General features: G+C 75.0%; 21 protein-coding genes. 9 read left to right on the forward strand and 12 right to left on the reverse strand.

The window, feature by feature from the left end:
• Positions 1-325: 325 nt before the first annotated feature.
• Positions 326-1054, forward strand: a complete 729-nt coding sequence (gene lexA / locus ACWPWV_RS17520; RefSeq protein ID WP_454044584.1) for a transcriptional repressor LexA — start codon at positions 326-328, stop codon at positions 1052-1054.
• 102 nt (positions 1055-1156) lie between these two features.
• On the opposite strand, the gene ACWPWV_RS17525 is transcribed toward lexA, so the two are convergent.
• The 3 genes from ACWPWV_RS17525 to hflX all read right to left on the reverse strand — a co-directional run bounded on the left by ACWPWV_RS17525 (position 1157) and on the right by hflX (position 5998).
• Positions 1157-2152 (reverse strand): L-lactate dehydrogenase, encoded by a 996-nt coding sequence (locus ACWPWV_RS17525; RefSeq protein ID WP_454044585.1) that lies wholly within the window; start codon positions 2150-2152, stop codon positions 1157-1159.
• Between the two features lie 46 nt (positions 2153-2198).
• Complete coding sequence (locus tag ACWPWV_RS17530) at positions 2199-4322, reverse strand: ATP-dependent DNA helicase (RefSeq protein WP_454044182.1); 2124 nt, start codon at positions 4320-4322, stop codon at positions 2199-2201.
• 128 nt (positions 4323-4450) lie between these two features.
• The gene (hflX, locus tag ACWPWV_RS17535) at positions 4451-5998 is read right to left on the reverse strand and encodes a GTPase HflX (RefSeq protein ID WP_454044183.1); all 1548 of its coding nucleotides are present in this window, start codon (positions 5996-5998) and stop codon (positions 4451-4453) included.
• A 134-nt stretch (positions 5999-6132) separates the two neighbouring features.
• Here hflX and ACWPWV_RS17540 point away from each other — a divergent pair, with 134 nt between their 5' ends.
• Positions 6133-6834 carry a class I SAM-dependent methyltransferase gene (locus ACWPWV_RS17540; protein WP_454044184.1) on the forward strand — a complete coding sequence of 234 codons (702 nt, stop codon included), beginning with the start codon at positions 6133-6135 and terminating at the stop codon, positions 6832-6834.
• A 22-nt stretch (positions 6835-6856) separates the two neighbouring features.
• Here the strand turns inward: ACWPWV_RS17540 and dapF are convergent, their stop codons facing one another.
• Genes dapF through ACWPWV_RS17555 form a run of 3 tightly spaced genes read right to left on the reverse strand, consistent with a single transcriptional unit; the run spans position 6857 to position 9550 of the window.
• Positions 6857-7879 carry a diaminopimelate epimerase gene (gene dapF / locus ACWPWV_RS17545; protein ID WP_454044185.1) on the reverse strand — a complete coding sequence of 341 codons (1023 nt, stop codon included), beginning with the start codon at positions 7877-7879 and terminating at the stop codon, positions 6857-6859.
• Positions 7876-8901, reverse strand: coding sequence for a tRNA (adenosine(37)-N6)-dimethylallyltransferase MiaA (miaA, locus tag ACWPWV_RS17550; RefSeq protein ID WP_454044186.1), 1026 nt, complete (start codon positions 8899-8901; stop codon positions 7876-7878). The genes dapF and miaA overlap by 4 nt, the downstream gene beginning before the upstream one ends.
• Positions 8891-9550, reverse strand: coding sequence for a hypothetical protein (locus tag ACWPWV_RS17555; RefSeq protein ID WP_454044187.1), 660 nt, complete (start codon positions 9548-9550; stop codon positions 8891-8893). Before ACWPWV_RS17555 ends, miaA begins: the two co-directional genes overlap by 11 nt.
• Before the next feature lie 92 nt (positions 9551-9642).
• Here ACWPWV_RS17555 and ACWPWV_RS17560 point away from each other — a divergent pair, with 92 nt between their 5' ends.
• Positions 9643-10236, forward strand: a complete 594-nt coding sequence (locus ACWPWV_RS17560) for a YbjN domain-containing protein (RefSeq protein WP_454044188.1) — start codon at positions 9643-9645, stop codon at positions 10234-10236.
• Positions 10233-10745 (forward strand): YbjN domain-containing protein, encoded by a 513-nt coding sequence (locus tag ACWPWV_RS17565; protein ID WP_454044189.1) that lies wholly within the window; start codon positions 10233-10235, stop codon positions 10743-10745. The genes ACWPWV_RS17560 and ACWPWV_RS17565 overlap by 4 nt, the downstream gene beginning before the upstream one ends.
• Before the next feature lie 37 nt (positions 10746-10782).
• On the opposite strand, the gene miaB is transcribed toward ACWPWV_RS17565, so the two are convergent.
• A complete protein-coding gene (miaB, locus tag ACWPWV_RS17570; protein ID WP_454044190.1) occupies positions 10783-12429 on the reverse strand; it encodes a tRNA (N6-isopentenyl adenosine(37)-C2)-methylthiotransferase MiaB in 1647 nt (548 codons plus the stop codon).
• A 101-nt stretch (positions 12430-12530) separates the two neighbouring features.
• Between miaB and ACWPWV_RS17575 the strand changes: the two genes are divergently transcribed.
• The 4 genes from ACWPWV_RS17575 (at position 12531) to ACWPWV_RS17590 (ending at position 15991) form a co-directional block, all read left to right on the forward strand.
• Entirely contained in the window at positions 12531-13358 is an 828-nt protein-coding gene (locus ACWPWV_RS17575) for an amino acid ABC transporter ATP-binding protein (protein ID WP_454044191.1), read from the forward strand.
• A 78-nt stretch (positions 13359-13436) separates the two neighbouring features.
• Positions 13437-14309, forward strand: a complete 873-nt coding sequence (locus tag ACWPWV_RS17580; RefSeq protein WP_454044192.1) for a glutamate ABC transporter substrate-binding protein — start codon at positions 13437-13439, stop codon at positions 14307-14309.
• 114 nt (positions 14310-14423) lie between these two features.
• A complete protein-coding gene (locus tag ACWPWV_RS17585; protein ID WP_454044586.1) occupies positions 14424-15092 on the forward strand; it encodes an amino acid ABC transporter permease in 669 nt (222 codons plus the stop codon).
• On the forward strand, positions 15089-15991 hold the full coding sequence (locus ACWPWV_RS17590) for an amino acid ABC transporter permease (protein WP_454044193.1): 903 nt from the start codon (positions 15089-15091) through the stop codon (positions 15989-15991). The genes ACWPWV_RS17585 and ACWPWV_RS17590 overlap by 4 nt, the downstream gene beginning before the upstream one ends.
• A gap of 91 nt (positions 15992-16082) precedes the next feature.
• Here ACWPWV_RS17590 and ACWPWV_RS17595 read toward each other — a convergent pair whose 3' ends face one another.
• The 5 genes from ACWPWV_RS17595 to ACWPWV_RS17615 form a co-directional block, all read right to left on the reverse strand.
• On the reverse strand, positions 16083-16595 hold the full coding sequence (locus tag ACWPWV_RS17595; RefSeq protein WP_454044194.1) for a regulatory protein RecX: 513 nt from the start codon (positions 16593-16595) through the stop codon (positions 16083-16085).
• Positions 16596-16678: 83 nt separating this feature from the next.
• Positions 16679-17788, reverse strand: a complete 1110-nt coding sequence (gene recA / locus ACWPWV_RS17600) for a recombinase RecA (protein WP_454044195.1) — start codon at positions 17786-17788, stop codon at positions 16679-16681.
• Positions 17789-18060: 272 nt separating this feature from the next.
• Positions 18061-18963, reverse strand: a complete 903-nt coding sequence (locus ACWPWV_RS17605) for an MBL fold metallo-hydrolase (protein WP_454044196.1) — start codon at positions 18961-18963, stop codon at positions 18061-18063.
• Positions 18960-21191: an alkaline phosphatase family protein gene (locus ACWPWV_RS17610; protein ID WP_454044197.1), complete on the reverse strand. Its 2232-nt coding sequence runs from the start codon at positions 21189-21191 to the stop codon at positions 18960-18962. Before ACWPWV_RS17610 ends, ACWPWV_RS17605 begins: the two co-directional genes overlap by 4 nt.
• Positions 21192-21242: 51 nt before the next feature.
• Complete coding sequence (locus tag ACWPWV_RS17615) at positions 21243-21476, reverse strand: DUF3046 domain-containing protein (protein WP_454044198.1); 234 nt, start codon at positions 21474-21476, stop codon at positions 21243-21245.
• A gap of 14 nt (positions 21477-21490) precedes the next feature.
• Between ACWPWV_RS17615 and ACWPWV_RS17620 the strand changes: the two genes are divergently transcribed.
• Positions 21491-26533, forward strand: coding sequence for an Lhr family helicase (locus ACWPWV_RS17620; RefSeq protein WP_454044199.1), 5043 nt, complete (start codon positions 21491-21493; stop codon positions 26531-26533).
• The last annotated feature ends 34 nt before the right edge of the window (positions 26534-26567 follow it).

Here is a 26567-nt window from a genome sequence, read left to right on the forward strand (position 1 = left end):
ACCCGGGAGCCGGATCGAACACCTGTGCGTAGAACACCTGTACGAAGGTCTATCACGATCCACCCACGGAGTCGAGACATGCTCGAACAGATGTTTGATTCGTGGTGCGCTCTCCCCTAACCTGGGACCAGGTCGGTTCGCCGGACATGTCCACCGGACACGTCCGGCCCGGAGCGCCTCCCGCCAGGGACGACGCACCGGGCACGGGTCGACCGGCGCCCCGGCCACGCCGCGGGCGCCACCGACGGAGGGCGGCGTGCCGTACGGGGTGCAGGTTCCCTGCGACCGGGGCGTCGACCGCGAGGCGACGAGGGCGGAGACCACGATGGCGGGACGCGGCAGGGACACGGGTGCGGGGCTCGCCGAGGTGCGCGAGCTCCCCGACGGCACGGCGGGCAGCGACGGCCTGACACCACGGCAGCGCCTCGTCCTCGACACGATCCGTTCGTGCGTCGAGCAGCGCGGGTATCCCCCGAGCATGCGGGAGATCGGCGAGGCCGTCGGGCTCACGAGCCCCTCCTCGGTCAAGCACCAGCTCACCACGCTCGAGCGCAAGGGGTACCTGCGCCGGGACCCGAACCGTCCGCGCGCCATCGAGGTCGTGCAGCCGGACGACGGCCGCCGCGCCGCTCCCCTCGTCCGCGTCGCCGACGAGCAGGTGCACGACGAGGCGCACCCCCTGCCGTCCTACGTCCCGGTGGTCGGCCGGATCGCCGCGGGCGGCCCGATCCTCGCGGAGCAGGTCGTCGAGGACGTCTTCCCGCTGCCGCGCCAGCTCGTCGGGGACGGTGAGCTCTTCCTGCTCCGCGTGCAGGGCGACTCGATGGTCGACGCCGCGATCTGCGACGGCGACTGGGTCGTGGTGCGTCGGCAGAACGTCGCCGAGAACGGCGAGATCGTCGCGGCGATGATCGACGGCGAGGCGACCGTCAAGACGTTCAAGCGCAGCGGCGGGCACGTGTGGCTGATGCCCCACAACTCCGCGTACGACCCGATCCCCGGCGACGACGCGCAGGTGCTCGGGCGCGTCGTGTCGGTCCTGCGCAGCCTCTGACGGACCGGTCCGTCCGCGCCGCGGCCGCCGGCCCGGCCGCTCCCCCACGACGACGGGCCGGCGATCCCTCCCGCGGGATCGCCGGCCCGTCGTCGCGTGCTCCTAGAGGCCGAACCGCCGCGCGACCGCGCGCAGGGACTCCGCGGAGCCCTGGAGACCTGTCAGCTCCGCGTCGGACAGCGGGACGTCGACACGCTCGCTCGCGCCGCGGCGGTCGAGCAGCGTCGGCAACGACAGGCACACGTCGTGGATCCCGTAGTCGCCGTCCAGGAGCGTCGAGACGGGCAGGAGCCGGTGCTCGTCGCCCAGGACCGCCTCGATGATGCGCGTCGCGGCGAGGCCGACGGCGTAGTTGGTCGCGCCCTTGCCCTCGATGATCCGGTAGGCCGACTCGACCACCTCACGGGCGATCGCCTCGCGCGCGTCCTCGGAGAGCGGCGGGTGGCCGGCGATCCCCGGCCACTCGAGCAGCGGGACACCGCCGATCGTCGCCGAGCTCCAGAGCGGGATCTCGCTGTCGCCGTGCTCGCCGGCGATGTAGGCGTGGACGTTCTGGACCGCGACGCCGCAGTGCTGCGCGACGAGGAACCGCAGCCGCGACGAGTCGAGCACCGTCCCGCTGCCGAAGAGCCGCTCCGGCGGCAGGCCGGAGAACTTCAGGGCGGCGTACGTGACGATGTCGACGGGGTTGGTGACCATGACGTAGACGGCGTCCGGCGCGACCTCCACGAGCCCCGGCAGGATCGTGCGCATGAGACCGATCGTGCCCTCCGCGAGGTCGAGCCGGGTCTGCCCCTGCTTCTGCTTCGCACCGGCGGTCACGACCACGACGTCCGCGCCCGCGCACACCGCGACGTCGTCGGAGCCCTCGACCCTCGCCATGGGCATGAACTGGATGCCGTGCTGGAGGTCGAGGACCTCGGCGTCGACCTTGGCACGGTTGACGTCGAGCATCGCGACCGTGCGGGCCGCCCCGCGCATGAGCGCCGCGTACGCGAGGGTCGACCCGACCGCCCCCGCCCCGACGATCGCGAGCTTCGTCGTCCGGGCTCCCGCCGGCGGGACCGGTCCCCCTGCACGCTCCTCGGGGATGGGCATGGTGGTGCCTGCGTCGGTCATCGCGCCTCCGTCTCGTGGGTTGCGCTCAGCCTAGGGCGGCGAGGCGTCGCAGCGCAGCGGCAGCGACCTCGCGGTCGGTCGTCTGCCAGAACCCCGGCATCGAGCGCGTGAGGAACGTGCCGTAGCGCGCCGTGACGAGACGGGGGTCGAGCACGGCCACCACGCCGCGGTCGGTCGTCGAACGGACCAGGCGCCCCGCGCCCTGCGCGAGCAGGAGCGCGGCGTGCGTCGCGGACACCTGCATGAACCCGTTCCCGCCGGCGGCCTCGACCGCGCGGGCGCGCGCCGACCGCACCGGGTCGTCCGGCCGGGGGAACGGGATGCGGTCGATGAGCACGAGCTGGCACGACGGGCCGGGCACGTCCACGCCCTGCCACAGGGAGAGCGTCCCGAACAGGCAGGTCGCCGGGTCGTCGGCGAACTCGCGCACGAGCGTCGGGAGCTGGTCGTCCCCCTGGCACAGCACGGGGACGTCGAGCCGCTCGCGCATCGCCTCGGCCGCCGCGACCGCGGCGCGACGCGACGAGAACAGGCCGAGGGTGCGGCCGCCGGCCGCCTCGACGAGCGCCGCGATCTCGTCGAGCTGGTGCTCGGTCGCGGCCTCCCGCCCGGGTGTCGGCAGGTGCTTCGCGACGTAGAGGATCCCCTGGCGCGGGTAGTCGAACGGGCTGCCGACGTCGAGGCCACGCCAGGACGGCGCCTCCTCGCCGTCCGACGCGCCCCCGCCCAGCCCGAAGGTACGGGCGACGGCGTCGAAGGTCCCGCCGAGGGCGAGCGTCGCGGACGTGAAGACCCCGGTGCGCTCGGTGAGGAGGTGGGTACGGATGAGACCCGCGACCCCCAGGGGCGCCGCGTGCAGCCGGCTCGCGCCCTCGCCGAACCGGTCGGCCGACCAGCCGCCCTCGCCGGGCCGCGAGCACCAGAGGACGTCGTGCCCGGTCGGGTCCCCGGCCATCCGCTCGGCGACCTCGAACAGCTGGAGCATCGCCGACTGCGCCATCTTCAGGCCCGTGTCCGGGGTCGCGGGCTTCTGGACGCCCGTCTCGGGCTTGAGGCGCGAGAGCACCTCGCGCGCCGCGTCGCGCACGGCCGCGACGGCGTCGCGCGCGCCGTCGGGCAGCCCGTCGGGGAAGCGCTCCGCGGGCAGGGCGCCGACCACGGTGCCGAAGGCCGCGGAGGCGGCGTCGAGCGTGTCGGTCGTGGCGCCGCCGTGCCGGCGCGCGAGGCGCGCGGCGCCCTCGATGGCGGGGACGGAGAGGTCGACGGTCGCGGCCGCCGTCACGCGGTCGGCGAGCTCGTGCGCCTCGTCGACCACGAGGACGTCGTGCTCGGGCAGCACGCCCGGCGAGCCCATCGCGGCGATGCCGAGCATCGCGTGGTTCGTCACGACGACGTCGGCCTCGCGCGCGGCCGCCCGGGCCTTGTCGGGGAAGCACTCGGCGAGCAGCGGGCAGCGCTGGCCGAGGCACTCGAGAGCGGTCACCGAGACCTGCCGCCACGCCTTGTCGCTCACCCCGGGGACGAGGTCGTCCCGGTCACCGGTCGTCGTCTCCTGGGCCCACTCGCGCACGCGCACGACCTGCTCGCCGAGCGACGGTGCCGCGCGGCCGTCGGCCCGCGCGGGCGGGTGGTCGGTCGCGCCCGCCGTCTCGCCGGGCAGGTCGAAGAGCGTCGGCTCGTCCGTCGGGTACCCGCCGGCCACCTTGTGGACGCACACGTAGTTGTGCCAGCCCTTGAGGAGGGCGATCGAGGCCGGGCGCGGCAGCTCCGCGCCGATCGCCTCCGCGACGAGCGGGAGGTCCCGGGTGATGACCTGGCGCTGGAGCGCGAGCGTGGCCGTCGAGACGACGACGCGCTCGTCGGTCGCGACGGCGTGCCGCACCGCGGGCACGAGGTACCCGAGCGACTTCCCCGTACCGGTCCCCGCCTGCACGACGAGGTGCTCGCCGCTCCCGATGGACCCGGCGACGGCGCCCGCCATCGCGTGCTGGCCGTCCCGGCGTGCGCCGCCGAGCCTGCCGACGGCGAGGTCGAGCAGCGTGTCGACGTCCGGGACCCCGGCGAGCGCTGCCGCGTCACGGGAGGGCGGGCCGTCCGCCGCCGCGGTGTCCTCGGTCGGACGGTTCGTGGCGGGAGAGACGGGAGGCACGCGTCGAGTCTACGGTCGGGCGCCGACGCTCCTCGGGCTCGACCGCAGGGTTGTGGACGACGCACGACGGCGCCGCGCGGCACTCCGGTGCCGGGCGGCGCCGTCGGCGACGCTCGTCGAGCGACCGCTCAGGAGCTCGCGGCCGCGCCTGCGAGCTCGGCCGCGAGCGCCTCGGCGACACGGCCGCGCAGGAGCGTGCCCTCGGGCGTGTGCTCCTCGTGGTCGATCTCACCCTCGGTGTGGACGCGGTGCACGAGGTCGCCGCGGCTGTAGGGCACGACGACGTCGATCGTCACGTCGGGTCGCGGCAGCTCGTCCGCGATGAGCTGACGCAGCTCGTCGATCCCCGCGCCCGTGTGCGCCGACACGACGACCGTGCGCCGCTCCCGCCGCCGGATGCGGTCGACGACCTCCGGGTCGGCGACGTCGGCCTTGTTGAGCACGACCACCTCGAGGACGTCCTGGACGCCCGGGATGTCGGCGAGCACGTGCCGGACCGCGGCGATCTGGCCCTCCGGGTCCGGGTGCGACGCGTCGACGACGTGCAGCAGCAGGTCGGACTGGCCGACCTCCTCGAGCGTCGACCGGAACGCCTCGACGAGCTGGTGCGGGAGCGCGCGCACGAAGCCGACGGTGTCCGCCAGCGTGTACACGCGACCGTCCTCCGTCCGCGTGCGCCGGACCGTCGGGTCGAGGGTCGCGAAGAGCGCGTTCTCGACGAGCACCCCCGCGCCCGTGAGCGCGTTGAGGAGGCTCGACTTGCCCGCGTTCGTGTAGCCCGCGATGGCGACCGAGGGGATCTCGTGGCGCTTGCGCGACGACCGCTTGGTCTCGCGGCCCGGGGCCATGGCCTGGATCTCCCGGCGCAGCTTGGCCATGCGGTTGCGGATGCGCCGTCGGTCCAGCTCGATCTTCGTCTCACCCGGGCCGCGCGAGCCCATGCCCGCGCCGGCCCCGCCGACCTGGCCACCGGCCTGGCGGGACATCGACTCGCCCCAGCCGCGCAGGCGCGGCAGGAGGTACTCGAGCTGGGCGAGCTCGACCTGCGCCTTGCCCTCCCGGGACTTCGCGTGCTGGGCGAAGATGTCGAGGATCAGCGCGGTCCGGTCGACGACCTTGACCTTGACGATGTCCTCGAGCGCACGGCGCTGCGAGGGCGCCAGCTCGCCGTCGATCACGACGGTGTCGGCACCGCTCGCGGCGACGACGTCGGCGAGCTCGGCGGCCTTGCCGGACCCGAGATAGGTGCCGGGGTCGGGCTTCGCGCGGCGCTGGATCACGCCGTCGAGCACCTGGGACCCCGCGGTCTCGGCGAGGGCGGCGAGCTCGCGCAGCGAGACCTCCGCCTCCTCCGCGCTCGACGCGGCACCGTCCTCGTGCGCGTCGCGGCTCGAGCTCCACAGCCCGACGAGCACGACCTTCTCGAGCCGGAGCTGCCGGTACTCGACCTCCGTGACGTCCTGGAGCTCGGTCGACAGGCCCGCGACGCGGCGCAGCGACGCGCGCTCCGCGAGGTCGAGCTGCTCGCCGTCGTGCTCCGCGTGGACGGTGCCGCCCTCGGCGCGCGCCGTCCCGGCCCGAGCGAGCACCCGCGCCACGACGTCGCTCGCGATGTCCCGCGTCGCGTCGGTCGGCTCTGGTCGGGCCGACGTGGGGTTCGCTGGGGTCTGGGTCATGTGCCGCCTTCCGGTCGGGAGTGGTCCGCGGGCGCGCGGTGCGCCCGTGGGTAGAACAAGCGTGGCACGCGGAAACGTCCCGGTGCCAACGGATTCCCCGGCCGGTGTGCGACCGCCCCGTAGGATCACGCCTCGTGAGCGACGAGCCGGACCACTACTTCACCGCGAACCCCGCCTCCGCGGCCGAGCGGCGCACCCTCGCCGTGCGCCTCGCCGGGAGGGACGTCGAGGTGGAGGTGGCCTCCGGGATCTTCTCCCCCGGACGCCTGGACCTCGGCACGCAGGTCCTGCTGCGCACGGTCCCGCCGCTCGGCGAGGCCCTCGGTGGCACGGCAGCCGTCGGCGCGGGTCCCGGCAGCGGCACCGACGGCGGCGACCCTGTCGGCGCGGGCGCGCACGTGCTCGACCTCGGGTGCGGCTGGGGACCGGTCGCCCTGACGATGGCCCTCGACGCCCCGGGGGCGACCGTGTGGGCGGTGGACGTCAACGAGCGCGCGCTCGACCTCGTGCGGCGCAACGCGGACCGGCTCGGCCTGACCGGCGTCCGGGCCGTCACCCCGGACGACGTGCCCGACGACGTCGCGTTCGCCGCGCTGTGGTCGAACCCGCCGATCCGCGTCGGCAAGGACGCGCTGCACGGCATGCTCCTGCGCTGGTTGCCGCGGCTCGCGCCCGGCGCGGTCGCGCACCTCGTCGTGCAGCGCAACCTCGGGGCGGACTCCCTGCAGCGCTGGCTGGTCGAGCACCTCGAGCCCGCGATGCCCGGCGTCGTGGTCGGACGGGCCGGGAGCGCCAAGGGCTTCCGCGTCCTGCGGGTCGAGGCGCCCGGCGCCTGACCCCGCCGAGGGGCCGCCGTCGTCAGACGACGGCGGGCTCGTCGTCGGCGCCGGTCGACGGTGCGTCCTGCGGCGCGTCGTCCGTGCGTCGCTCTCCCGCGACCGCTCCGGGGACCCCTGCCGCACCGGGCCCGAGGAGCCGCTCGAGATCCACCTCGCCGGAGTGGACCAGCTCGGCCGGCCCGGCGAGCTCGACGTGGTCGTCCGGCAGCGCCCGGACGCGCACCGTCCCGCCGGGGACGTCGACGAACCACGTGTCCGGCGCCTCTGACCCGCCCCAGACGCGCACGGCGAGCGCCGCGGCGCACGCACCCGTCCCGCACGACGGCGTCTCCCCCACACCGCGCTCGTGCACGCGCATGCGGACGTGGCCGACGACGGTCCCGTCCTCCTCGACCGTCTCGCCGAGGGGGACGACGAGCTCGACGTTCGTGCCGCGCGGCGGCACCGGCTCGACGACGGGGGCGCTCGTCAGGTCGGCGTCCTCCAGCAGGTCCTCGCGCGCCAGGGCGAGCACCGTGTGCGGGTTGCCGAGGTCGACGCTCAGCGCCGGCCGGGGGACCTCCCAGCCGCGGACGACGACCGTCGCGTCGAAGCCGGCGCGCAGCGCGTCCCGCCCGCCGGGGAGGAACCACGGCCCCATGTCGACGGCGTACCAGCCGTCGTCCTCCTTGCGCACGCGCTTGACGCCCGCGCGCGTCCCGACGGGCACCTCGGTGCCGCCCGCGAAGCTCACGAGGCCGAGGCTCTCGGCGAACGCGGCGAAGACCCGCACCCCGTTGCCGCACATCTCCGCGACCGAGCCGTCGGCGTTGCGGTAGTCCATGAACCAGATCGCGTGCGGGTCCTGCGCGAGGACGTCGCGCGACTCGGGGACCAGAGCCGTCGGGACGAGCCGGATCACGCCGTCGCCGCCGATCCCGCCGCGACGGTCCGCGAGCGCGCGGACGAGCTCGGGCGTGAGGTCGAGCTCGCCCTTCGTGTCGGCGAGCAGCACGAAGTCGTTGCGGGTCCCGTGGCCCTTCGTGAACCGGGTGCGCGTCATGAGCCCAGACTACGGCGCACCGGCGCACCGGTGTCCGCTTCGTCCGGGGCCGGCGCCGCGTCCTCCCCCGCGTCCGCCGCGCGCACGAGCGCGAGCGCGTCGTCGAGCAGGCGGGGCGACTGCGCGTCGAGCCAGCGCACGCGCGGGTCACGCCCGAACCACCCCATCTGCTTGCGCGCGAGTCGGCGCGTGTTGGCGGTCACGGCGTCGCGCGCCCCGGCCTCGCTCGACTCGCCGTGCAGGTGGGCGAGCACCTCGGCGTAGCCGACGGCCCGGCGCGCGGTGCGGCCCATGCCCGCGGCCTCGACCCGGCGCACCTCGTCCACGAGCCCGAGCTCCCACATGCGCCCGACGCGGCCCTCGACGCGCGCGTCGAGCACGGCACGGTCGCAGTCGAGCCCGATCTGCAGCGTGGGCCGCACGTACTCCTGGCGCGGGAGGTTCGCGGTGAACGGCCGGCCCGTGAGCTCGATGACCTCGAGCGCTCGCACGACCCGGCGCGTGTTGGCGGGACCGATGCTCGCCGCCGCGCCGGGGTCGAGCCGCGCGAGCTCGTCGTGCAGCGCGCGCGTCCCCTCGCGCTCGGCGCGCTGCTCGAGCGCGGCCCGCACGGCCGGGTCCGTGCCCGGGAAGCGCATGTCGTCGAGGAGCGCGCGCACGTAGAGCCCCGAGCCGCCGACGACGACCGCCCGCGGGCCGCGCCCCGCGATCTCGTCGAGGACGGCGCGCGCCTGCTCCTGGTAGCGCGCGACGGACGCGTCCTCGGTCGGGTCGAGCACGTCGAGGAGGTGGTGCCGCACGCCGCGGCGCTCCGCCACCGGCACCTTGGCCGTCCCGACGTCCATGCCCCGGTAGAGCTGGTAGGCGTCCGCGTTGACGACCTCGGCGGGGCCACCCGGCGCACCGAGGGCCTCCGCGAGGTCGAGCGCGAGGTCCGACTTGCCGGTCGCCGTCGGGCCCACGACGGCGACCACGACCGGGTGAGGCGACGTGCGCGTCACGCGCGCGGTCTCAGAGGTCACGCGCAGAACGGTACCCGCGCCCCGGCGCTCCGACGGTGCCGCTGTCACCGGCGTCCGTGCCGACGTAGCGGCGGACCTCGTAGTCCTGGCCGTCCGGCACGCCGGGGAGGCGCTCGGAGCGGACGGACCACGCGCCGTCGACGAACGCGTCGAGCACGACGGCGGTCGCCGCGGACCGGGGGTCGTCCGCGACGACCACCGACACGCCGGCGGCGCGGAGCTCGCGGCCGAGGTCGCGCGCCGTGCCCGGCGCGACGTCCGGGCCGAGCTCGACCACGTCCACCGCGTGATCCCGCGCGTCGCGCACACCCGCGGCCCCGAGCGCGAGGAGCGCGACGGACGCCCCGACCCCGGCGGCCCGAGGAGGCGGGCCGCCCGTCGTCGCGCCCGGGCCCCCGGCCGTGTCGACCCACGACGGGTCGACGGCCCCGCTCGGCACGCCCGCGGCGGCGAGCGACGCGGTCGCGAGGCCCCGGACGAGACCGCCACCGGGCACGGCGGCGACCACGACGACGGGAGCGTCGCGCGCCAGCAGCTCGTGCAGCGCCCCGAGCGTCGCCGCGCGGGCCTCCCGCAGGACCTCGGTGCGTCCGGCGGCGCCCGGCACCAGGAGCGGCGTGGCGGGCAGGACGACGGCGCGGGTGCTCACCGGACCCACGGTAGCGGCCGTCGCACGCCCCGCCCGGCGGGCGCGGACCCCGCGGAGCGACGCGACGCGCCGTCGCCGAGTACGGTGGGACGGTGAGGTTCTTCGGCGAGCGTGACGACGACCGGCGGGAGGACGAGCCCGGCGGGCTCCCCGACGAGGCCGGGACGGGACGCCTGGACGACGACGCGCTCCGGTCCCAGGTCGAGGACCTCCTCGCCCGTGAGCTCGGCCAGGTGGTGACCGCCGACGACCGGGCCCCTGCTCCGCTCGCGCTGGCGCGCGTGGTCGAGTGGATCACCGACAGCGGGTACAGCTACTTCGTCGACTCCGACGGCGACGTCGGCGGCCTCTGGCACGGCCGGCTCTTCTACTTCCTGCTCTTCGGCAACCACGACGAGATCCTCCAGGTGCGCGGGCAGTGGAACCGGGACCTCGCGATCGAGCGGCTCGAGGAGGTGCTCGAGTTCTGCAACGAGTGGAACGCCGACCGCATCTGGCCCAAGACCTATACGCGCGTGCGCGACAACGGCATGATCCAGGTCTTCACCGAGGTCACGGTCGACCTCGAGCACGGTGCCACGGACGACCAGCTCGACCAGCTCCTGCAGTGCGGTCTGAGCACGGGCTCGATGTTCTTCGACGCGCTCGACGAGTTCTACCCGGACCCGGCGAGGCAGGCACCATGACCCCCTCGCGCACGGGCTGGTTCGCCCGGCTCTTCGGCAACCGCCGCCCCAAGTCCGCCGAGTCGGTCCCGGCCGAGGCGGAGCGCCCGCGCCCGCTGTCGATGTCCCGCATCGGGGACCACCTCACGCGTCGTGGGTACCACTTCCGGGTCGACGACGACGGCGACATCACGGGGACGTGGGACGGCCACCGGTTCTGGTTCCTGCTGCTCGGCGACCGCTCCGAGATCCTCCAGGTGCGCGGCCGGTGGTCCACGACGCTGCCGCTCGAGGCCCGCCTGGTCACGCTGCAGACCGTGAACGACTGGAACCGCGAGCGCATCTGGCCGAAGGTCTACGTGCGCGAGGAGGCGGGACGACTCGGCGTGTACGCAGAGGTCTCGGTCGACCTCGAGCACGGCGCGACGGACGCGCAGCTCTCCCAGACCGTCTCGTGCGGCCTCGGCACGGCCGTGCAGCTCTTCCACGCGATCGGGGCGCAGCTGCCGCCGGGGGTCGTCGAGGACTGAGCCGGGGCCGTCGAGCCGTGGCCGGGTCCGCGGCCGATCAGGCGCGGACGGTCGGCAGGCCGAGCGCGACCGGCCCGGCCGTCGCGGCTGCGCCGTGCCCGTGGTCGTCCTCGGCGCCGCCGAGGCGTGCGCGCTCGCGCGCGGCCCACGCGTCGCCCGATCGGGTGCGCCGCACGGCGAACGTCCCGCCCGCGAGCGCCGAGTCCGCGATGAGGTGGTGCGGCGCGGCGCGCGTCACCTCGACGGTGACGACGTCGCCCGGTCGCGGCAGGCGTGCGTCCGGCGTCTCCGCGAGGCGCGGGTCGACGTCCTCCGGGACGGCGACGGGTCCCCCGCCGGCGACCGGCTGGACGGCGTCGGTCAGCGGGACGCCCGCCGGCAGCGCGAGGTGGACGAGACGGTTGTCCGGCGCGCGGCCGGTGAGCCGGTGCGTCGCGCCGTCCTTGCGCCCCGCTCCCTCGCCGACGAGGACGTCGACGGTGCGCCCCACCTGCCGGGCCGACTCCTGCCCGGCGATCCGCTCCTGGAGCGCCTGGAGGCGCTCGAACCGCTCCTGGACGACCGCCTTCGGCAGCTGGCCGTCCATCGTGGCGGCGGGCGTACCCGGTCGCGGCGAGTACTGGAAGATGAACGCCGACGAGAACCGTGACGCCTCGACGACGCGCATGGTGTCGGCGAAGTCCTCCTCGGTCTCCCCGGGGAAGCCCACGATGACGTCGGTCGTGATCGCGGCGTCGGGCATGACGGCGCGGACGCGGTCGAGGATGCCGAGGAAGCGCTCGGAACGGTAGGAGCGACGCATCGCGCGGAGCACGCGGTCCGACCCGGACTGGAGCGGCATGTGCAGCTGCGGCATGACGTTGGGGGTCTCGGCCATGGCCGCGATGACGTCGTCCGTGAACGCGGCCGGGTGCGGGGACGTGAACCGCACGCGCTCGAGGCCGTCGACGGTGCCGCACGCCCGCAGCAGCTTGGCGAACGCGCCCCGGTCCCCGAACTCGACGCCGTAGCTGTTGACGTTCTGGCCGAGCAGCGTGACCTCGATCGCGCCCGCCTCGACGAGCGCGCCGACCTCGGCGAGCACCTCGCCCGGGCGACGGTCGCGCTCCTTCCCGCGCAGGTGCGGGACGATGCAGAACGTGCACGTGTTGTTGCAGCCGACGCTGATCGACACCCAGCCGGCGTAGACCGACTCGCGCTTCGTCGGGAGCGTCGAGGGGAAGACCTGCAGGGACTCCGCGATCTCGACCTGGGCCGCCTCGTTGTGGCGCGCACGCTCGAGGAGGACCGGGAGCGCGTCGAGGTTGTGGGTGCCGAACACGACGTCCACCCACGGAGCCTTGTCGACGATCGTCCCGCGGTCCTTCTGCGCGAGGCATCCGCCGACGGCGATCTGCATGCCGGGGCGCTGCGCCTTGAGCGACGCGAGCTGGCCGAGGTTGCCGTACAGGCGGGTCGCCGCGTTCTCGCGGACGGCGCACGTGTTGATGACCACGACGTCGGCGCGGCTCGCCGCCTCGTCCGCCGCGCTGGCGCGCGTGTACCCCGCCTGCTCGAGCATGCCGGCCATGTGCTCGGAGTCGTGGACGTTCATCTGGCAGCCGAGCGTGCGCACGACGTACGTGCGGGGGCCGCCGTCGAGGGCGTCGGCGGTCGGGAGCGGGGCGGGGGCGATCGTGGACATCACCGTCCAGGGTACGGCGCAGCCACCGGTGTTACGGAACTGTTGCCGGACTGTTGCGCGATTCGGTGGCGGCAGCAACAGTTGCCCCCTATGTTCGAAAAATGGTCGATGACTCCCCCCTGCCGTCCGACGTGCCGTCCGGTGCTGCCGTGAGCGACCAGCCGACCACCGGGCGGTCCGACGAGGCCCTGGGAGACCCGCTCGTCGAGCTGCGCGGCGTCGACAAGCATTTCGGGTCGCTCCACGTCCTGCAGAACATCAACCTCACGGTCCGTCGGGGCGAGGTGCTCGTGGTCATCGGGCCGTCGGGGTCCGGGAAGTCGACGCTGTGCCGGGCGATCAACCGTCTCGAGACCATCGACGGCGGCGAGATCCGGATCGACGGCGTGCCGCTGCCCGAGGAGGGCAAGGCCCTCGCCCGGCTGCGCGCCGACGTCGGCATGGTCTTCCAGTCGTTCAACCTCTTCGCGCACAAGACCATCCTCGACAACGTGACGCTGGGACCCGTCAAGGTCCGCCGCGAGAAGTCGAAGGACGCCAAGGAGCGCGCGCTCGCGCTGCTCGACCGCGTGGGCGTGAAGAACCAGGCCCAGAAGATGCCGGCGCAGCTCTCGGGCGGACAGCAGCAGCGCGTCGCGATCGCCCGCGCGCTCGCGATGCAGCCGAAGGTCATGCTCTTCGACGAGCCCACGTCGGCGCTCGACCCCGAGATGATCAACGAGGTCCTCGACGTCATGGTCGCCCTCGCGAAGGAGGGCATGACGATGATCGTCGTCACGCACGAGATGGGGTTCGCCCGCAAGGCCGCGAACCGCGTCGTGTTCATGTCCGACGGCCAGATCGTCGAGGAGGCGCCCCCCGAGGAGTTCTTCACCGCGCCGAAGAGCGACCGCGCGAAGGACTTCCTCTCGAAGATCCTCACCCACTGAGTTCCGACAGCTCCCACACCGGCCGCCCGCCCGAGGCACACCTCGGCGGGAGGCCACCACTCACGAAGGGTAAGAACGATGCGCACACGACACGCAGGCGTCGCCGTCCTCGCAGCGCTGACCGCTCTCACGCTCGCCGCGTGCGGCGGCGACAACAGCGAGATCGGGGCCGACAGCACCACCACGGACCCCGAGCAGTCCGACACCAACGACGCGGGGGACTCGATCCGCATCGGCATCAAGTTCGACCAGCCGGGCCTCGGCTACCAGGACGGCAGCGAGTACACCGGGTTCGACGTCGACGTCGCGACCTACGTGGCCGAGAAGCTCGGGTACTCCGCGGACCAGATCGAGTGGGTCGAGGCCCCGTCCGCGCAGCGCGAGACGATGCTGCAGACGAACCAGGTCGACATGATCTTCGCGACGTACTCGATCACCGACGAGCGCAAGGAGACGGTCGCCTTCGCCGGTCCGTACTTCGTCGCGGGCCAGGACCTCCTCGTCGCCGAGGACAACACGGACATCACCGGCCCCGAGTCGCTCGAGGGCAAGAACCTGTGCTCGGTGACGGGCTCGACGTCCGCGCAGCGCATCAAGGACGAGTACGCCGCGGGCGTCCAGCTCCTCGAGCGTCCCGGCTACGCGGAGTGCGTCACCGCCCTCACCGCCGGCCAGGTCGACGCCGTGACCACCGACGACATCATCCTCGCCGGCCTCGCCGCGCAGCCGAACAACCAGGGCAAGGTCAAGGTCGTCGGCGCGCCGTTCTCCACCGAGCGCTACGGCGTCGGCCTCCCGCAGGACAACGAGACCTGCGAGGACATCAACGCGGCCATCGAGGAGATGATCGAGGACGGTTCCTGGGAGGAGGCCGTCACGGCCAACACCGAGGGCACCGGGTACACGCCGAACTCGAGCGAGAACCCGCCGTCGGTCGACGCCTGCGCCTGACCCCGGCACGAGGGGAGCGGCGCGCCGCGCCGCTCCCCTCGTCCGTCCGTCGCGGCGCCCGCCGCCAGCACACCACCCGGAGGATGACGAACCGTGGGTGACTTCCTGTCCCAGATGGCCGAGCTCTTCACGCAGTACGACGTGGCCGGCGCGTTCTGGGTCAACATCCAGCTGACCTTCTGGGCCGCGATCCTCTCGCTCGTGCTCGGCACGGTCCTCGCCCTCATGCGGATCTCGCCGATCGCGAGCCTGCAGTGGGCCGGGGCCGCGTACGTCAACGTGCTCCGCAACACCCCGCTGACGATCATCATGACCTTCATGGTCCTGGCCGTGTGGACGCAGCTGCAGATCAGCCTCTCGCCCGACTTCGCCACGAACTTCTTCCGCTTCGCCGTGATCGGTCTGACCGTCTATCACGCGGCGTTCGTCTGCGAGGCCATCCGCAGCGGCGTGAACACCGTGCCCCTCGGGCAGGCCGAGGCCGCGCGCGCGATCGGCCTGCCGTTCCTCCCGGCCGCCCGGCTCATCATCCTGCCCCAGGCGTTCCGCGGGGCCGTGGCTCCGCTCGGCAACACGCTCATCGCCCTCCTGAAGAACTCGACCGTCGCCGCCGCCGCGAGCGTCTCGACGGAGACGTCGACGGTGATGCGGGAGATGATCGAGAACAACTCGAGCGACATCTTCGGGATCTTCTTCATGTTCGCGATCGGCTTCGTCATCCTCGTCATCCCGATCGGGCTCCTGACCACGTCCCTCTCGACCCGTCTGGCGGTCCGCCGATGAGCTCCCAGCACTCCGTCCTCTTCGACGCCCCCGGTCCGCGGGCCCGGCGCAACATCGCGGTCGCGAACGTCGTCGGGGCGCTCGTCGTCCTGGGCATCGCCGCGCTGGTCCTGCTCGAGCTGGGGCGCAAGGGGCAGCTGTCCTGGACCCTCTGGGGCCCCGTGTTCACCGCCAACGCGTGGGAGAACTACTACCTGCCCGGGCTCCGGAACACGCTGCGGGCGGCGGCGTTCGCGATCGTCGGCGCCATCGCGTTCGGCCTGGTCTTCGGCGCCGGCCGCCTGTCCCACCTCCGACCGCTGCGCTGGCTGAGCGGGGTCGTCGTCGAGTTCTTCCGTGCGGTTCCCGTGCTGCTGCTGATGATCTTCTTCTGGCTGCTCTTCGGCTTCAACGACGTGCCGAACCCGTCGTTCCTCGCCGTCGTCCTCGCCCTGGTGCTGTACAACGGCTCCGTCATCGCCGAGCTCGTGCGCTCAGGGGTGGGGAACCTGCCCAAGGGGCAGTTCGAGGCGGGCATGGCGGTCGGGCTCAGCCGCGGGCAGACGCTGCGCTCGATCCAGCTCCCGCAGGCCCTCATCGCGATGCTCCCGGCCCTCGTGTCGCAGCTCGTCGTCGTCCTCAAGGACACCGCGCTCGGCCAGATCATCGTGTACCCGGAGCTGCTCCGTGCCGCGCAGATCTTCGGCAACGGCAACGGCAACAACCTGCAGTCGCTGACGATCGCGGCCATCGTCTTCATCATCATCAACTTCCTGCTGACGAGCCTCGCGCAGTGGCTCTCGCGCTTCCTCAAGGGCAGGACGTCCGGCGCGACCGCGGCCGGCCCCGGCATCGGCAACCCGACCGTGACGGCGGGGGCCGGTGCGGTCCCGGACGGGACGGCGACCGCGGCACGCTGACCGGGCACGAGGGCGGGGTCGGCCGGCCCGGCGTCACGCGTCGGGTCGGTCCGCGGCTCGCGTCACGCGTCGGGTCGGTCCGCGGCTCGCGTCACGCGTCGGGTCGGTCCGCGGCGGCCTCGTCGTCGAGGGCGCGCTGGACCACCTCGAACGCGAGGCCCGGGGAGTAGCCCTTGCGGGCGAGCGCACCGACGGCACGCCGGATGCGGACGTCCCGGTCGAGCCCGGCCGTCCGGCGCAGTCGCGACCGCGCGAGGTCACGTGCCGCCTGGGCCTCGGAGTCGTCGTCGACCTGCTCGAGCGCACCGGCGGACGTGTCGTCGTCGATCCCCCGGCGCCGGAGCTCCATCGAGATGGCGCGGCGCGACAGCCCGCGCTCGGCGTGCCGGGTGCGGACGAGCATCTCGGCGTACTGGGCGTCGTCGACGAGCCCGACCTCCTCGTAGCGGTCGAGGAGCGGCAGCACGACGTGCTCCGGGTACCCCTTGCGCGCGAGCGACTGCGCGAGCTCCGCGCGGCTCTTCGGTGCCGCGGTGAGCATCCGCAGGACCGTCTCCCGAGCGCGCTCGGTCAGCTCGGCGTCGGAGATCTCGCCGCTCTCCACCAGCTCGTGCAGGGACGGGCGCGAGCGCCGTGCGGGGCCCTTGCCCCCCGCGCGACGCTCGCGTCCCTGCTGGTGCTCGCCCGTCAGAACGGCTTCTTCCCCTTGGCCGCGGCGGCCGGGACCTTGACGGCGGCCGCCGCCGACTCGGCCGACGGTGCCGGGGCCGCGGCGACGGCGTCGGCAGGTGCGTCGACACGCGGCCCGACACCGAGCTTCTCCTTGATCTTCTTCTCGAGCTCGTTCGCCAGGTCCGGGTTGTCGCGCAGGAACGTGCGCGCGTTCTCCTTGCCCTGGCCGAGCTGGTCCCCGCCGTAGGTGAACCACGAGCCGGACTTGCGCACGAAGCCGTGCTCGACGCCCATGTCGATGAGACCGCCCTCGCGGGAGATGCCGACGCCGTAGAGGATGTCGAACTCCGCCTGCTTGAACGGCGGCGCCATCTTGTTCTTGACGACCTTGACGCGCGTCCGGTTGCCGACCGCGTCCGTCCCCTCCTTGAGGGTCTCGATGCGGCGGATGTCGAGCCGGACCGACGCGTAGAACTTCAGCGCCTTGCCACCGGTCGTCGTCTCGGGCGACCCGAAGAAGACGCCGATCTTCTCGCGGAGCTGGTTGATGAAGATCGCCGTGGTGCCGGACGCGCTGAGGGCACCGGTGATCTTGCGCAGCGCCTGGGACATGAGGCGTGCCTGGAGGCCGACGTGGCTGTCGCCCATCTCGCCCTCGATCTCGGCCTTCGGCACGAGCGCCGCGACCGAGTCGATGACGATGATGTCGAGCGCACCGGAGCGGATGAGCATGTCCGTGATCTCGAGCGCCTGCTCCCCCGTGTCGGGCTGCGAGACGAGCAGGGCGTCGGTGTCCACGCCGAGCTTCTTCGCGTACTCCGGGTCGAGCGCGTGCTCGGCGTCGATGAACGCGGCGATGCCGCCGGCGCGCTGCGCGCTCGCGACGGCGTGCAGCGCGACGGTCGTCTTGCCGGAGGACTCCGGGCCGTACACCTCGACGACGCGACCGCGCGGCAGGCCGCCGATGCCGAGGGCGATGTCGAGCGCGATGGAGCCTGTGGGGATGACCTCGACGGGCGCGCGCCCCTCGTCCCCGAGGCGCATCACGGAGTTCTTGCCGAAGCTCCGGTCGATCTGGGCGAGGGCTGCCTCGAGCGCCTTCTCGCGGTCTGCAGGTGCGGGCATGTCGGTCACCTTCGGTCGTGGTCCGTCGTTTTCGTCGTGCCCGACAGTACGGGGGGCCACCGACACGGCTGCGTCGGTGGCGATCCGGGCTGTGGATCACCGTGGCGGTCCGGTGGGGGTCCGTGCCCCGGTGGGCACCTGTGCACAACTCTAGCCGAACAGGTGTTCGACCGGCGCCGTGCCGTCCGGCGTGTCGCCCGCCCTCCGCGGCGCGACCTCACTGCTGCCTCACGGCTGCCTCACGGCTGCCTCACGGCCGCCTCACGGCCGCCTCACGGTCCCGCTGGCGGTCCGGCTGACCGTCGGGCCGGCATCTCCCACGACTCGCCTGGCCGCAGGACGACGGCCTGCGTCGACGGCGCCTCGCGGCGGACCGCCGCCTCGAACGCCGCGCCCGCGTGGTCCATCCACCCTCGCGGCAGGTCGCGGCCACCGGGCGCGTGGAGCGTCCCCCAGTGGACCGGCACGGCGACGCGGACGCCGACCTCCGCGCACACGCGCGCCGCCTGGGCCGGACCCAGGTGCCCGCGGGACAGCCGGGGTCCCCAGCCGGAGACCGGGACCAGCGCGACGTCGACCGGGCCGCCCGCGAGCGCCGGCAGCCGGGCCATCCCCGGGAAGTGCTCGGTGTCGCCGACGACCCAGACGCGTGTCGCGCCGTCGAGCACGCCGTGCTCGGGCGTCCCGTGCTCACCGCCCGCGGGGCGCCCCGGCGCACCGTCCGGTCCCGCTCCCGGCACCACCGCGCCGACCCGGACGAGGTGGCCGCTCGCGGCGTTGGGCCGGTGCGGCATCGGCCGGTGGCCGTGGACGGCCGGTGCGAGACGCACCGCGACGTCGACCCCGATGTCGCCCACGGGGCACCACCCGTCCTCGAGACCGACTCCGCGCAGGCCGCGGGCGCGCAGCCAGCGCGCGTTCGCGGGCGCCGTGAGGACGGGCGCCCCGGGCAGCAGGCGCAGGGAGCGGAGCTCGGCGTGGTCGTGGTGCAGGTGGGACAGGAGCACCGCGTCGGCGTCCCGCCACGCCGGCGCGGGCCGCTCCCCGCGCCGGCGCAGCAGACCGGCGTGGCGCTGCAGCAGCGGGTCGGTGACGAGGCGGACGTGTCCGCCCTGCGGGCCGGCGACGTCGAGCACGACCGTGGAGTGGCCGAGCCAGGTCAGGTTGAGGGTCATCGGCCCGCTTCCCGCGGCGGACGGGTGTCCCCTGGCCGTTCCGCCGCGGCTGCGCGCCGTGGGCGCACGCCGAGCTCCTCCAGCCACGCGACGAGCCTGCGGTGGACGGCCTCGGCCCCGACGAGCACGCGCTCGCCGTCGACGTCCTCGAGGTCGCCGTCCGGCACGTCGAGGCCCGCCGGGTGGACGAGGACCGCGCGGTTCTGCGCGCCGCCCAGGCCGCCGTGCGAGCCGACGAGCCCTTCGAACGCGTGCACCATGCCGACGTCGTCCACGCTCGAGACGAGCACGAGGTCGCCCGCGTCGTCCAGCCGCGCCACGCGCAGCAGGTCGGCCGCCGCGCGGGCGCCGTACGGCGCGAGGGGGTCGAGGCCCTCGACGTCACCCGTGCGCAGGTCGCGCGAGCCGGCGATCCCCCGCGCGACGAGCGTCGGTGTCCCGGTGGCGTCCGACCCGTGCGCCACGACGACGCCGACGGCCGGGTTCGCGAGCAGGCCCGGGACGAGCGCCGGCCACCGGTCGTCGATCTCCGCGGCCGTGAGACGGCGCGGCTCGCGGCAGAACCACACCATGCCGAGGTTCCCCGACCCGACGACCGCCACCTCGGGGAGCTCGGGCAGGTCGGGCGCCGCCCGCTCGGCGCCCGCCCGCTCCGTGCGGTCCGGGCCGACGATGACCCGCCCGGCGCCACCGCCGTCGTCGCGGCGCAGCGCGTTGAGCGCCGTGTTCGCCGGGCCCCACTCCTCGCTGTCGGGCGCCGTCGCCCGGCGCCGCCCTCCCGGCTCCCGCGCACGGTCCGCCTCGTCCGCGGCGCCGTCGTCCCCGAGCGCCATGAGGCGGCGCACCTCCGCGAGGAACGACCGCCCCACGACCTGCTCGAACGTCGCGCCGAGGGACTGCCCGTGGTCCGACAGCACGACGATCTCGTACCGCCGCTCCGCGAGCGCGGCGACCTGCTCCCACAGCCCGAGGAGGCCGTCGAGGCCCTCGAGCGCGCGCATCGACTCGGGGCGCAACGGCCCGGCGTGGTGCGCGATCTCGTCGTAGTCGACGAGGTCGACGCAGACGACGGGCGCGCCACGGACGAGCTGCTCCGCGACGAGCGTGGTGTTGAGGTCGCGGAGCACGACGTTGGTCCCGGCGCGCAGCACCGGGTACCAGCCGAGCCGCGACACCCGCGGCTCGACGCGGCGCACGGCCTGCTGCCACCCCTGGTAGAGCTCCTTGAGGAGCTCGCCCACCGCGACGACGACGGCGCGCACGAGCACGAACGGGCTCGAGAAGAACCGGACGAACAGCTGTCCCGGACCGAGCCCGGTGGACGCACGGCTCATCACGAGCAGGCTCGTGGCGGCGTCGCCGGAGAACATCGTCGAGACCGCCACCCCTCCCCCGGCGAGCAGCCCGGCGCCGTCGCTCGTGCGCTTCTCGACCTCGGCCGCGTCCGCCGGCCGGTTCGTCACCACGAGCCGGCCGAGCTCGCGCGACCACCAGCGGAACGCCGGCACGTGCTCCGTCGAGCCGTGCAGGAGCCCGATCGTGCTCGCCGGGGTCGTCGCCGGCACGCGCGCCCACCACGTCGACAGGCGGTGCGTGCCGTCGCCGATCCAGCGGGCGAGCGTCGGGGTGAGCCCCGCCTGCAGCGCGTAGTCGAGCGTCGGGCGCGCGACGCCGTCGAGCATGACGACGAGCAGCCCGGCCGGGCGCTCCCCGGTCGCGGCGCCGTCGGGGGCGAGGTCGCCGGGACCGGCCCGCGGTGCCGCGGAGCGCCCGGACAGCCCGGCGCTGCGCCGCGCCCGCCGCACGAGGTCTCCCAGGACGTACTCGTTGTCGCTCGCGCCGACGAGCCAGCGGCCGACCGCCATGACGAACCCGGCCAGGAGCAGGACGGCGAGCGCCGCGGGCCAGCTCGCGATGCGGAAGCCCGGCAGGAGGGTCAGCGCCGCCCAGACGACGAGCACCTGGGCGAGGACGCCCGACACGAGGGCGCCCACCACGCCGAGCCGGCGGGCGACCACGCGCAGCGGCGGCCGCAGCACGACGTCGCCGACCCCGACGACGAGCGACGCGAGCAGGAGGGACCCGACGTGCGTGACCTCGACCCCGGGCACGACCGCGATCGCGACGCCCAGGCCCGCCGCCGTCGAGACCAGGGACCACAGAGCGCCTCGCACGTCCGCGGCGGTCACGCGCCACGGCCGCGCCCGACCCCGGGCTGCGTCCGTCATGGGGTCATCATGCGCGAGCCGGTCCAGGTCTGCGCGGCGGCCCGCGTCCGCTCAGCGGGCCGGCGGTGCCTGCCGGTGCTCGTCGCGACCCCACCGCCGGGCGTCCGGCACGTCGAGCGCGTCGCACAGCGCGTGCCAGACGACGCGGGGCTCCACGCCGTCGTCGATCGCCTGGGCGGCCGTGCGGTTCTCGAGCGCGGTGAGGACCTGGTCGCTCGCGAGCGTCCGCCCGTAGGCGTCGCCGAAGACCTCGTCGACCAGCTCCCAGAACTCGCGATAGCGCACGGGACCAGCCTGCCATGCGACGAGCTCGCCGCCGTCCGGCGCCGGGGCGCACGCGGGCGCGTGTGGGTGGTCGCGGCGAGAATGGCGGGGTGGCCCTCGACCCTCCTGACCCGCTCGCGCGCTTCGCCGCGCCCACGCGCGCGTGGTTCGCGGGCGCGTTCGAGGCCCCGACGGCCGCCCAGGCGGGTGCGTGGGACGCGGTGTCGGGCGACCGGCACGCCCTCGTCGTCGCGCCCACGGGCTCGGGCAAGACGCTCGCCGCCTTCCTGTGGTCGCTCGACCGGATCATGACGACACCCCTCCCCGAGCGCGAGCAGCGGTGCCGCGTCCTGTACGTCTCGCCGCTCAAGGCGCTCGCGGCCGACGTCGAGCGCAACCTGCGGTCCCCGCTCGCGGGCATCCGCCAGGCCGCCGTGCGGCTGGGGCAGGACGTGCCCGACGTCGTGGTGGGCACGCGCACCGGTGACACGCCCGCGACCGAGCGGCGCCGTCTCGCCACCCACCCGCCCGACATCCTCATCACGACGCCCGAGTCGCTGTTCCTCGTGCTCACCTCCCAGGCGCGGGCCGGTCTCGTCGGTGTCGAGACCGTGATCGTCGACGAGATCCACGCCGTGGCGGGCACGAAGCGCGGCGCCCACCTCGCCGTGTCGCTCGAGCGGCTCGACGCGCTCCTCGCGGCGCACGACCGACCGCCCGCCCAGCGCGTGGGCCTGTCGGCGACGGTCCGGCCGGTCGAGGCCGTCGCGACGTTCCTCGCCGGGCACCGCACCGAGGCCGACGGCGGGCGCGAGGTCGTCGTCGTCCAGCCCCCCTCGACCAAGCAGATCGACGTCGACGTCGTGGTCCCCGTCCCCGACCTCGCGGACCTGTCGGCGCCCACGGCCCCGCCCGGTCCGCCGGGTCCTCCGGGCCGCCCCGGCGCGGGAGCGCCGGCGAGCGCCGCGCCCGGTGGCCTGCCGGGTCTCGTCCCGCTGCCGCCGGGCGAGCGCGACCTCTCCGGTCCGGCCACCTCGCGCCCCGGCGGGTCCGACGCCGCCCGTCCGCCCCGGCCCTCGGTGTGGCCGCACGTCGAGGAGCGCGTCGTCGACCTGGTCGCCGCGCACCGCTCCACGCTGGTCTTCACCAACTCGCGGCGCGGCGCCGAGCGCCTGACCGCCCGCATGAACGAGCTGTGGGCCGAGCGCCAGGGCGAGGAGGTGCTCGACCCGGGCACCGTGACCGCGGCACAGGTCCAGGCGCAGTCGGGCGCGAGCTCGGGCGTCGAGCCCGTCATCGCCCGCGCGCACCACGGCTCGATGAGCCGCGCCGAGCGCACCCGCACGGAGACGGAGCTCAAGGACGGCCGGCTGCCCGCGGTCGTCGCGACGTCGAGCCTCGAGCTCGGCATCGACATGGGCGCCGTCGACCTCGTGGTCCAGGTGGGCGCGCCGCCGTCGGTCGCGTCCGGGCTGCAGCGCATCGGCCGGGCGGGGCACCAGGTCGGCGCCGTCTCGCACGGCGTCGTCTTCCCGACGCACCGCGGCGACCTCGTCCCGTCGGCCGTCGTCGCCGAGCGCATGCGCACGGGTGGCATCGAGGAGCTGCACGTCCTGTCGAACCCGCTCGACGTGCTCGCCCAGCAGGTCGTCGCGATGGTCGCGGTCGACGCGTGGACCGTGGACGAGGTCGCCGCCCTCGTGCGCCGCAGCGCGCCGTACGCCCACCTGGGGGACGCGTCGCTGCACGCCGTGCTCGACATGCTCGCGGGTCGCTACCCGAGCGAGGACTTCGGCGAGCTCCGCGCCCGCATCGTGTGGGACCGCGCGTCGGGCCGCCTCACCGGGCGCCCGGGCGCGCTGCGTCTCGCCGCGACGAGCGGCGGGACCATCCCCGACCGCGGTCTCTACGGCGTGTTCCTCGCGACCGGGGCCGACGCGTCCACCGCGTCGGACGGCGACGGCGAGACGGCGGGACGTGGCCGGGCCCCGCGCGGGGGCAAGCGCGTGGGCGAGCTCGACGAGGAAATGGTCTACGAGTCGCGCGTCGGCGACACGTTCACCCTCGGGTCGAGCACGTGGCGCATCGAGGACATCACCCCCGACCAGGTCCTCGTGACGCCCGCGCCGGGCATCCCCGGGCGCCTGCCGTTCTGGAAGGGCGACTCCCCCGGGCGCCCCGCGGAGCTCGGGCGGGCGCTCGGCGCGTGGGTGCGCGAGACCGACGCGCTCGTGGCGACCGACGGCGAGGCCGCGCGGTCGCGCCTCGCCGACGCCGGCCTGGACACGTGGGCGTCCGACAACCTCGTCGCGTACCTCGACGAGCAGCGGGCCGCGACGGGGCGCGTGCCCGACGACCGCACCGTCGTCGTCGAACGGTTCCGCGACGAGCTCGGCGACTGGCGCGTCGTGGTGCACTCGCCCTACGGCGCGAAGGTGCACGCGCCCTGGGCGCTCGTGCTCGCCGCGCGCCTGCGCGAGCGCTACGGCGTCGACGCCGCGGCGATGCACGCCGACGACGGCATCGTCCTGCGCCTGCCCGACGCGGGCGACTCGTGGCTCGAGGCCGCGCCGGGCACCGGCGGGGACGACGAGCGGTCGCGCGGCGGCGACACGCCGGTCCCCGTCGAGGACCTGCTGCTCGACCCCGACGACGTGCTCGACGCGGTCCGCACGGAGCTCGGGGGGTCGGTCATGTTCGCGTCGCGGTTCCGCGAGGCCGCGGCCCGTGCGCTGCTCCTCCCCCGGCGTCGGCCCGACCGGCGCCAGCCGCTGTGGCAGCAGCGCCAGCGCTCGGCCCAGCTGCTCTCGGTCGCGTCCCAGTACCCCGAGTTCCCCATCGTCCTCGAGGCCGCGCGCGAGTGCCTCCAGGACGACTTCGACGTCGCCGCGCTCACCGGTCTCATGCGCGACCTCGAGCAGGGACGGGTCCGGCTCGTCGAGGTGACCACGCCGACCCCGTCGCCCTTCGCGCAGTCGCTCCTGTTCGGCTACACCGCCCAGTTCCTCTACGACGGCGACGCCCCGCTCGCCGAGCGTCGCGCGGCGGCGCTCTCGCTCGACCCGACGCTGCTCGCGGAGCTGCTCGGCGGCGACGGCGTGAGCGCGCAGCTCGCGGACCTCCTCGACCCGGCCGCGATCGAGCGGACGGAGGCCGAGCTGGGCGCGCTCGCGCCCGAGCGGCAGGCCCGGCACGCGGAGGACCTGTGGGACGTGCTGCGGCGTCTCGGGCCGCTCACGCACGACGAGCTCGCCGCCCGCACGCGCGAGGACGTACGGGCAGAGGTCGCCGGCTGGCTCGCGGGGCTCGAGGCGGCGCGGCGTGTGATCGCCGTGCGGCTCGCCGGCGTCCCCGACGAGCGCGCCCGGCAGTGGGCCGTCGTCGAGGACGCCGGACGCCTGCGCGACGCGCTCGGCGTCGCCCTGCCCGTCGGCATCCCCGAGGTGTTCACCGAGCCGGTCCCCGACCCGCTCGGCGACCTCGTGCGTCGTCACGCGCGCACGCGCGGGCCGTTCTCCGCGCACGACCTCGCGGCGCGCCTCGGCCTCGGCGTCGCCGTCGTGCTGCACGCGCTCGAGCGCCTCGAGGCGGCGCGCCTCGTGGTGCGCGGGCGGCTGCGCCCCGAGTCGCTCGGCGGGACGGGCGACGACTGGTGCGACGCCGAGGTGCTGCGCGTGCTGCGCCGTCGCTCGCTCGCGGCGCTGCGCGCCGAGGTCGAGCCGGTCCCGTCGGAGACTCTCGGCGTGTTCCTGCCCCGCTGGCAGGGCCTCGGCCAGCACCGCGGCACGGACGGTTTGCTGCGCGTCGTCGAGCAGCTGTCCGGCGCGGCCGTGCCGGCGTCGGCGCTCGAGACCCTCGTCCTGCCGGCGCGCGTGCGCGACTACACGCCGACCCTGCTCGACGAGCTGACGACGGCGGGAGAGGTGGTCTGGTGCGGGCACGCACCGCTGCCCGGCTCGGGCGGGGGCGACGGGCTCGTGTCCCTCCACCTCGCCGAGTGGGCGCCGCTCACGCTGCCCGACGAGGGGCCGGCGCCGGACGGCCCGCTCGCGCAGTCGCTGCTCGACCTCCTGCGCGGCTCGGGCGGGTACTTCCTGCCCGTCCTCGCGGAACGCGCAGGGGCAGAGGTGGGACCGACCCTCGACGCGCTCTGGGAGCTCGTCTGGTCCGGGCACGTCACCAACGACGGCTACGGCGCGCTGCGGTCGCGGCTCGGCAGCTCGGGCGGGGCGCACCGCGCGCCTCGCGCGCCGGCCCGTGCCCGCCCCATGGCGCGCTCGCGCTTCGCCGGGCTGGGACCGCCCCCGGGATCGCGGGTGCCCGAGACGACGCTGCGGGGCGGCGGCGGTCGATGGTCGGCCCTCCCCGAGCGCGAACCGGACCCGACCCGCCGCGCCCACGCCCTCGCGCGCGTCCTGCTCGACCGCCACGGGGTCCTGACGCGAGCCGTCGCGCCCGCCGAGGGCGTGGCGGGGGCGTTCCGGAACGTGTACCGCGTGCTCACCGAGCTCGAGGCCACCGGCGCGGCACGCCGCGGGTACTTCGTCGAGCACCTCGGCGGCTCGCAGTTCGCCCTGCCCGGCGCCGTGGACCAGCTCCGCACCGACGGGCTGGACCGCGAGCGGGCGATCGAGTCGGCGCCCGGCGTCACCGGCCCCGGAGCCGGCACCCGACCGGGCACGCTCCTCCTCGCCGCGACCGACCCGGCCAACCCCTACGGCGCGGCGCTCGCGTGGCCGTCGCGACCGGGAGCGGGCGAGGACGGGGCGAGCGGGCACCGCCCGGGCCGCAAGGCGGGTGCCGTCGTCGTGCTGAGCGAGGGCGACCTCGCCCTCTACGTCGAGCGCGGGGGGAGGTCGGTGCTGTCCTTCGTCGAGGGTCGCCGGCTCGTGGACGCGTGCGCTGCGCTCGTCGACGCCGTCCGCGCGGGTCGCCTCGGCCGGGTCGTCGTGCAGCGCATCGACGGCGTGGACGCCCTCGCGGGGGCCGGGACGTCGCGCACGCCCGCGGACGAGGCCGCGCAGGCGCTGCTCGACGCGGGCTTCCGCGCGACACCCCGTGGCCTGCGGGCGGCCTGAGGTCGCCGTGCGCACGGTCGGCCGACGGGGACCC

It is taken from the genome of Cellulosimicrobium sp. Marseille-Q8652 (assembly GCF_965112045.1).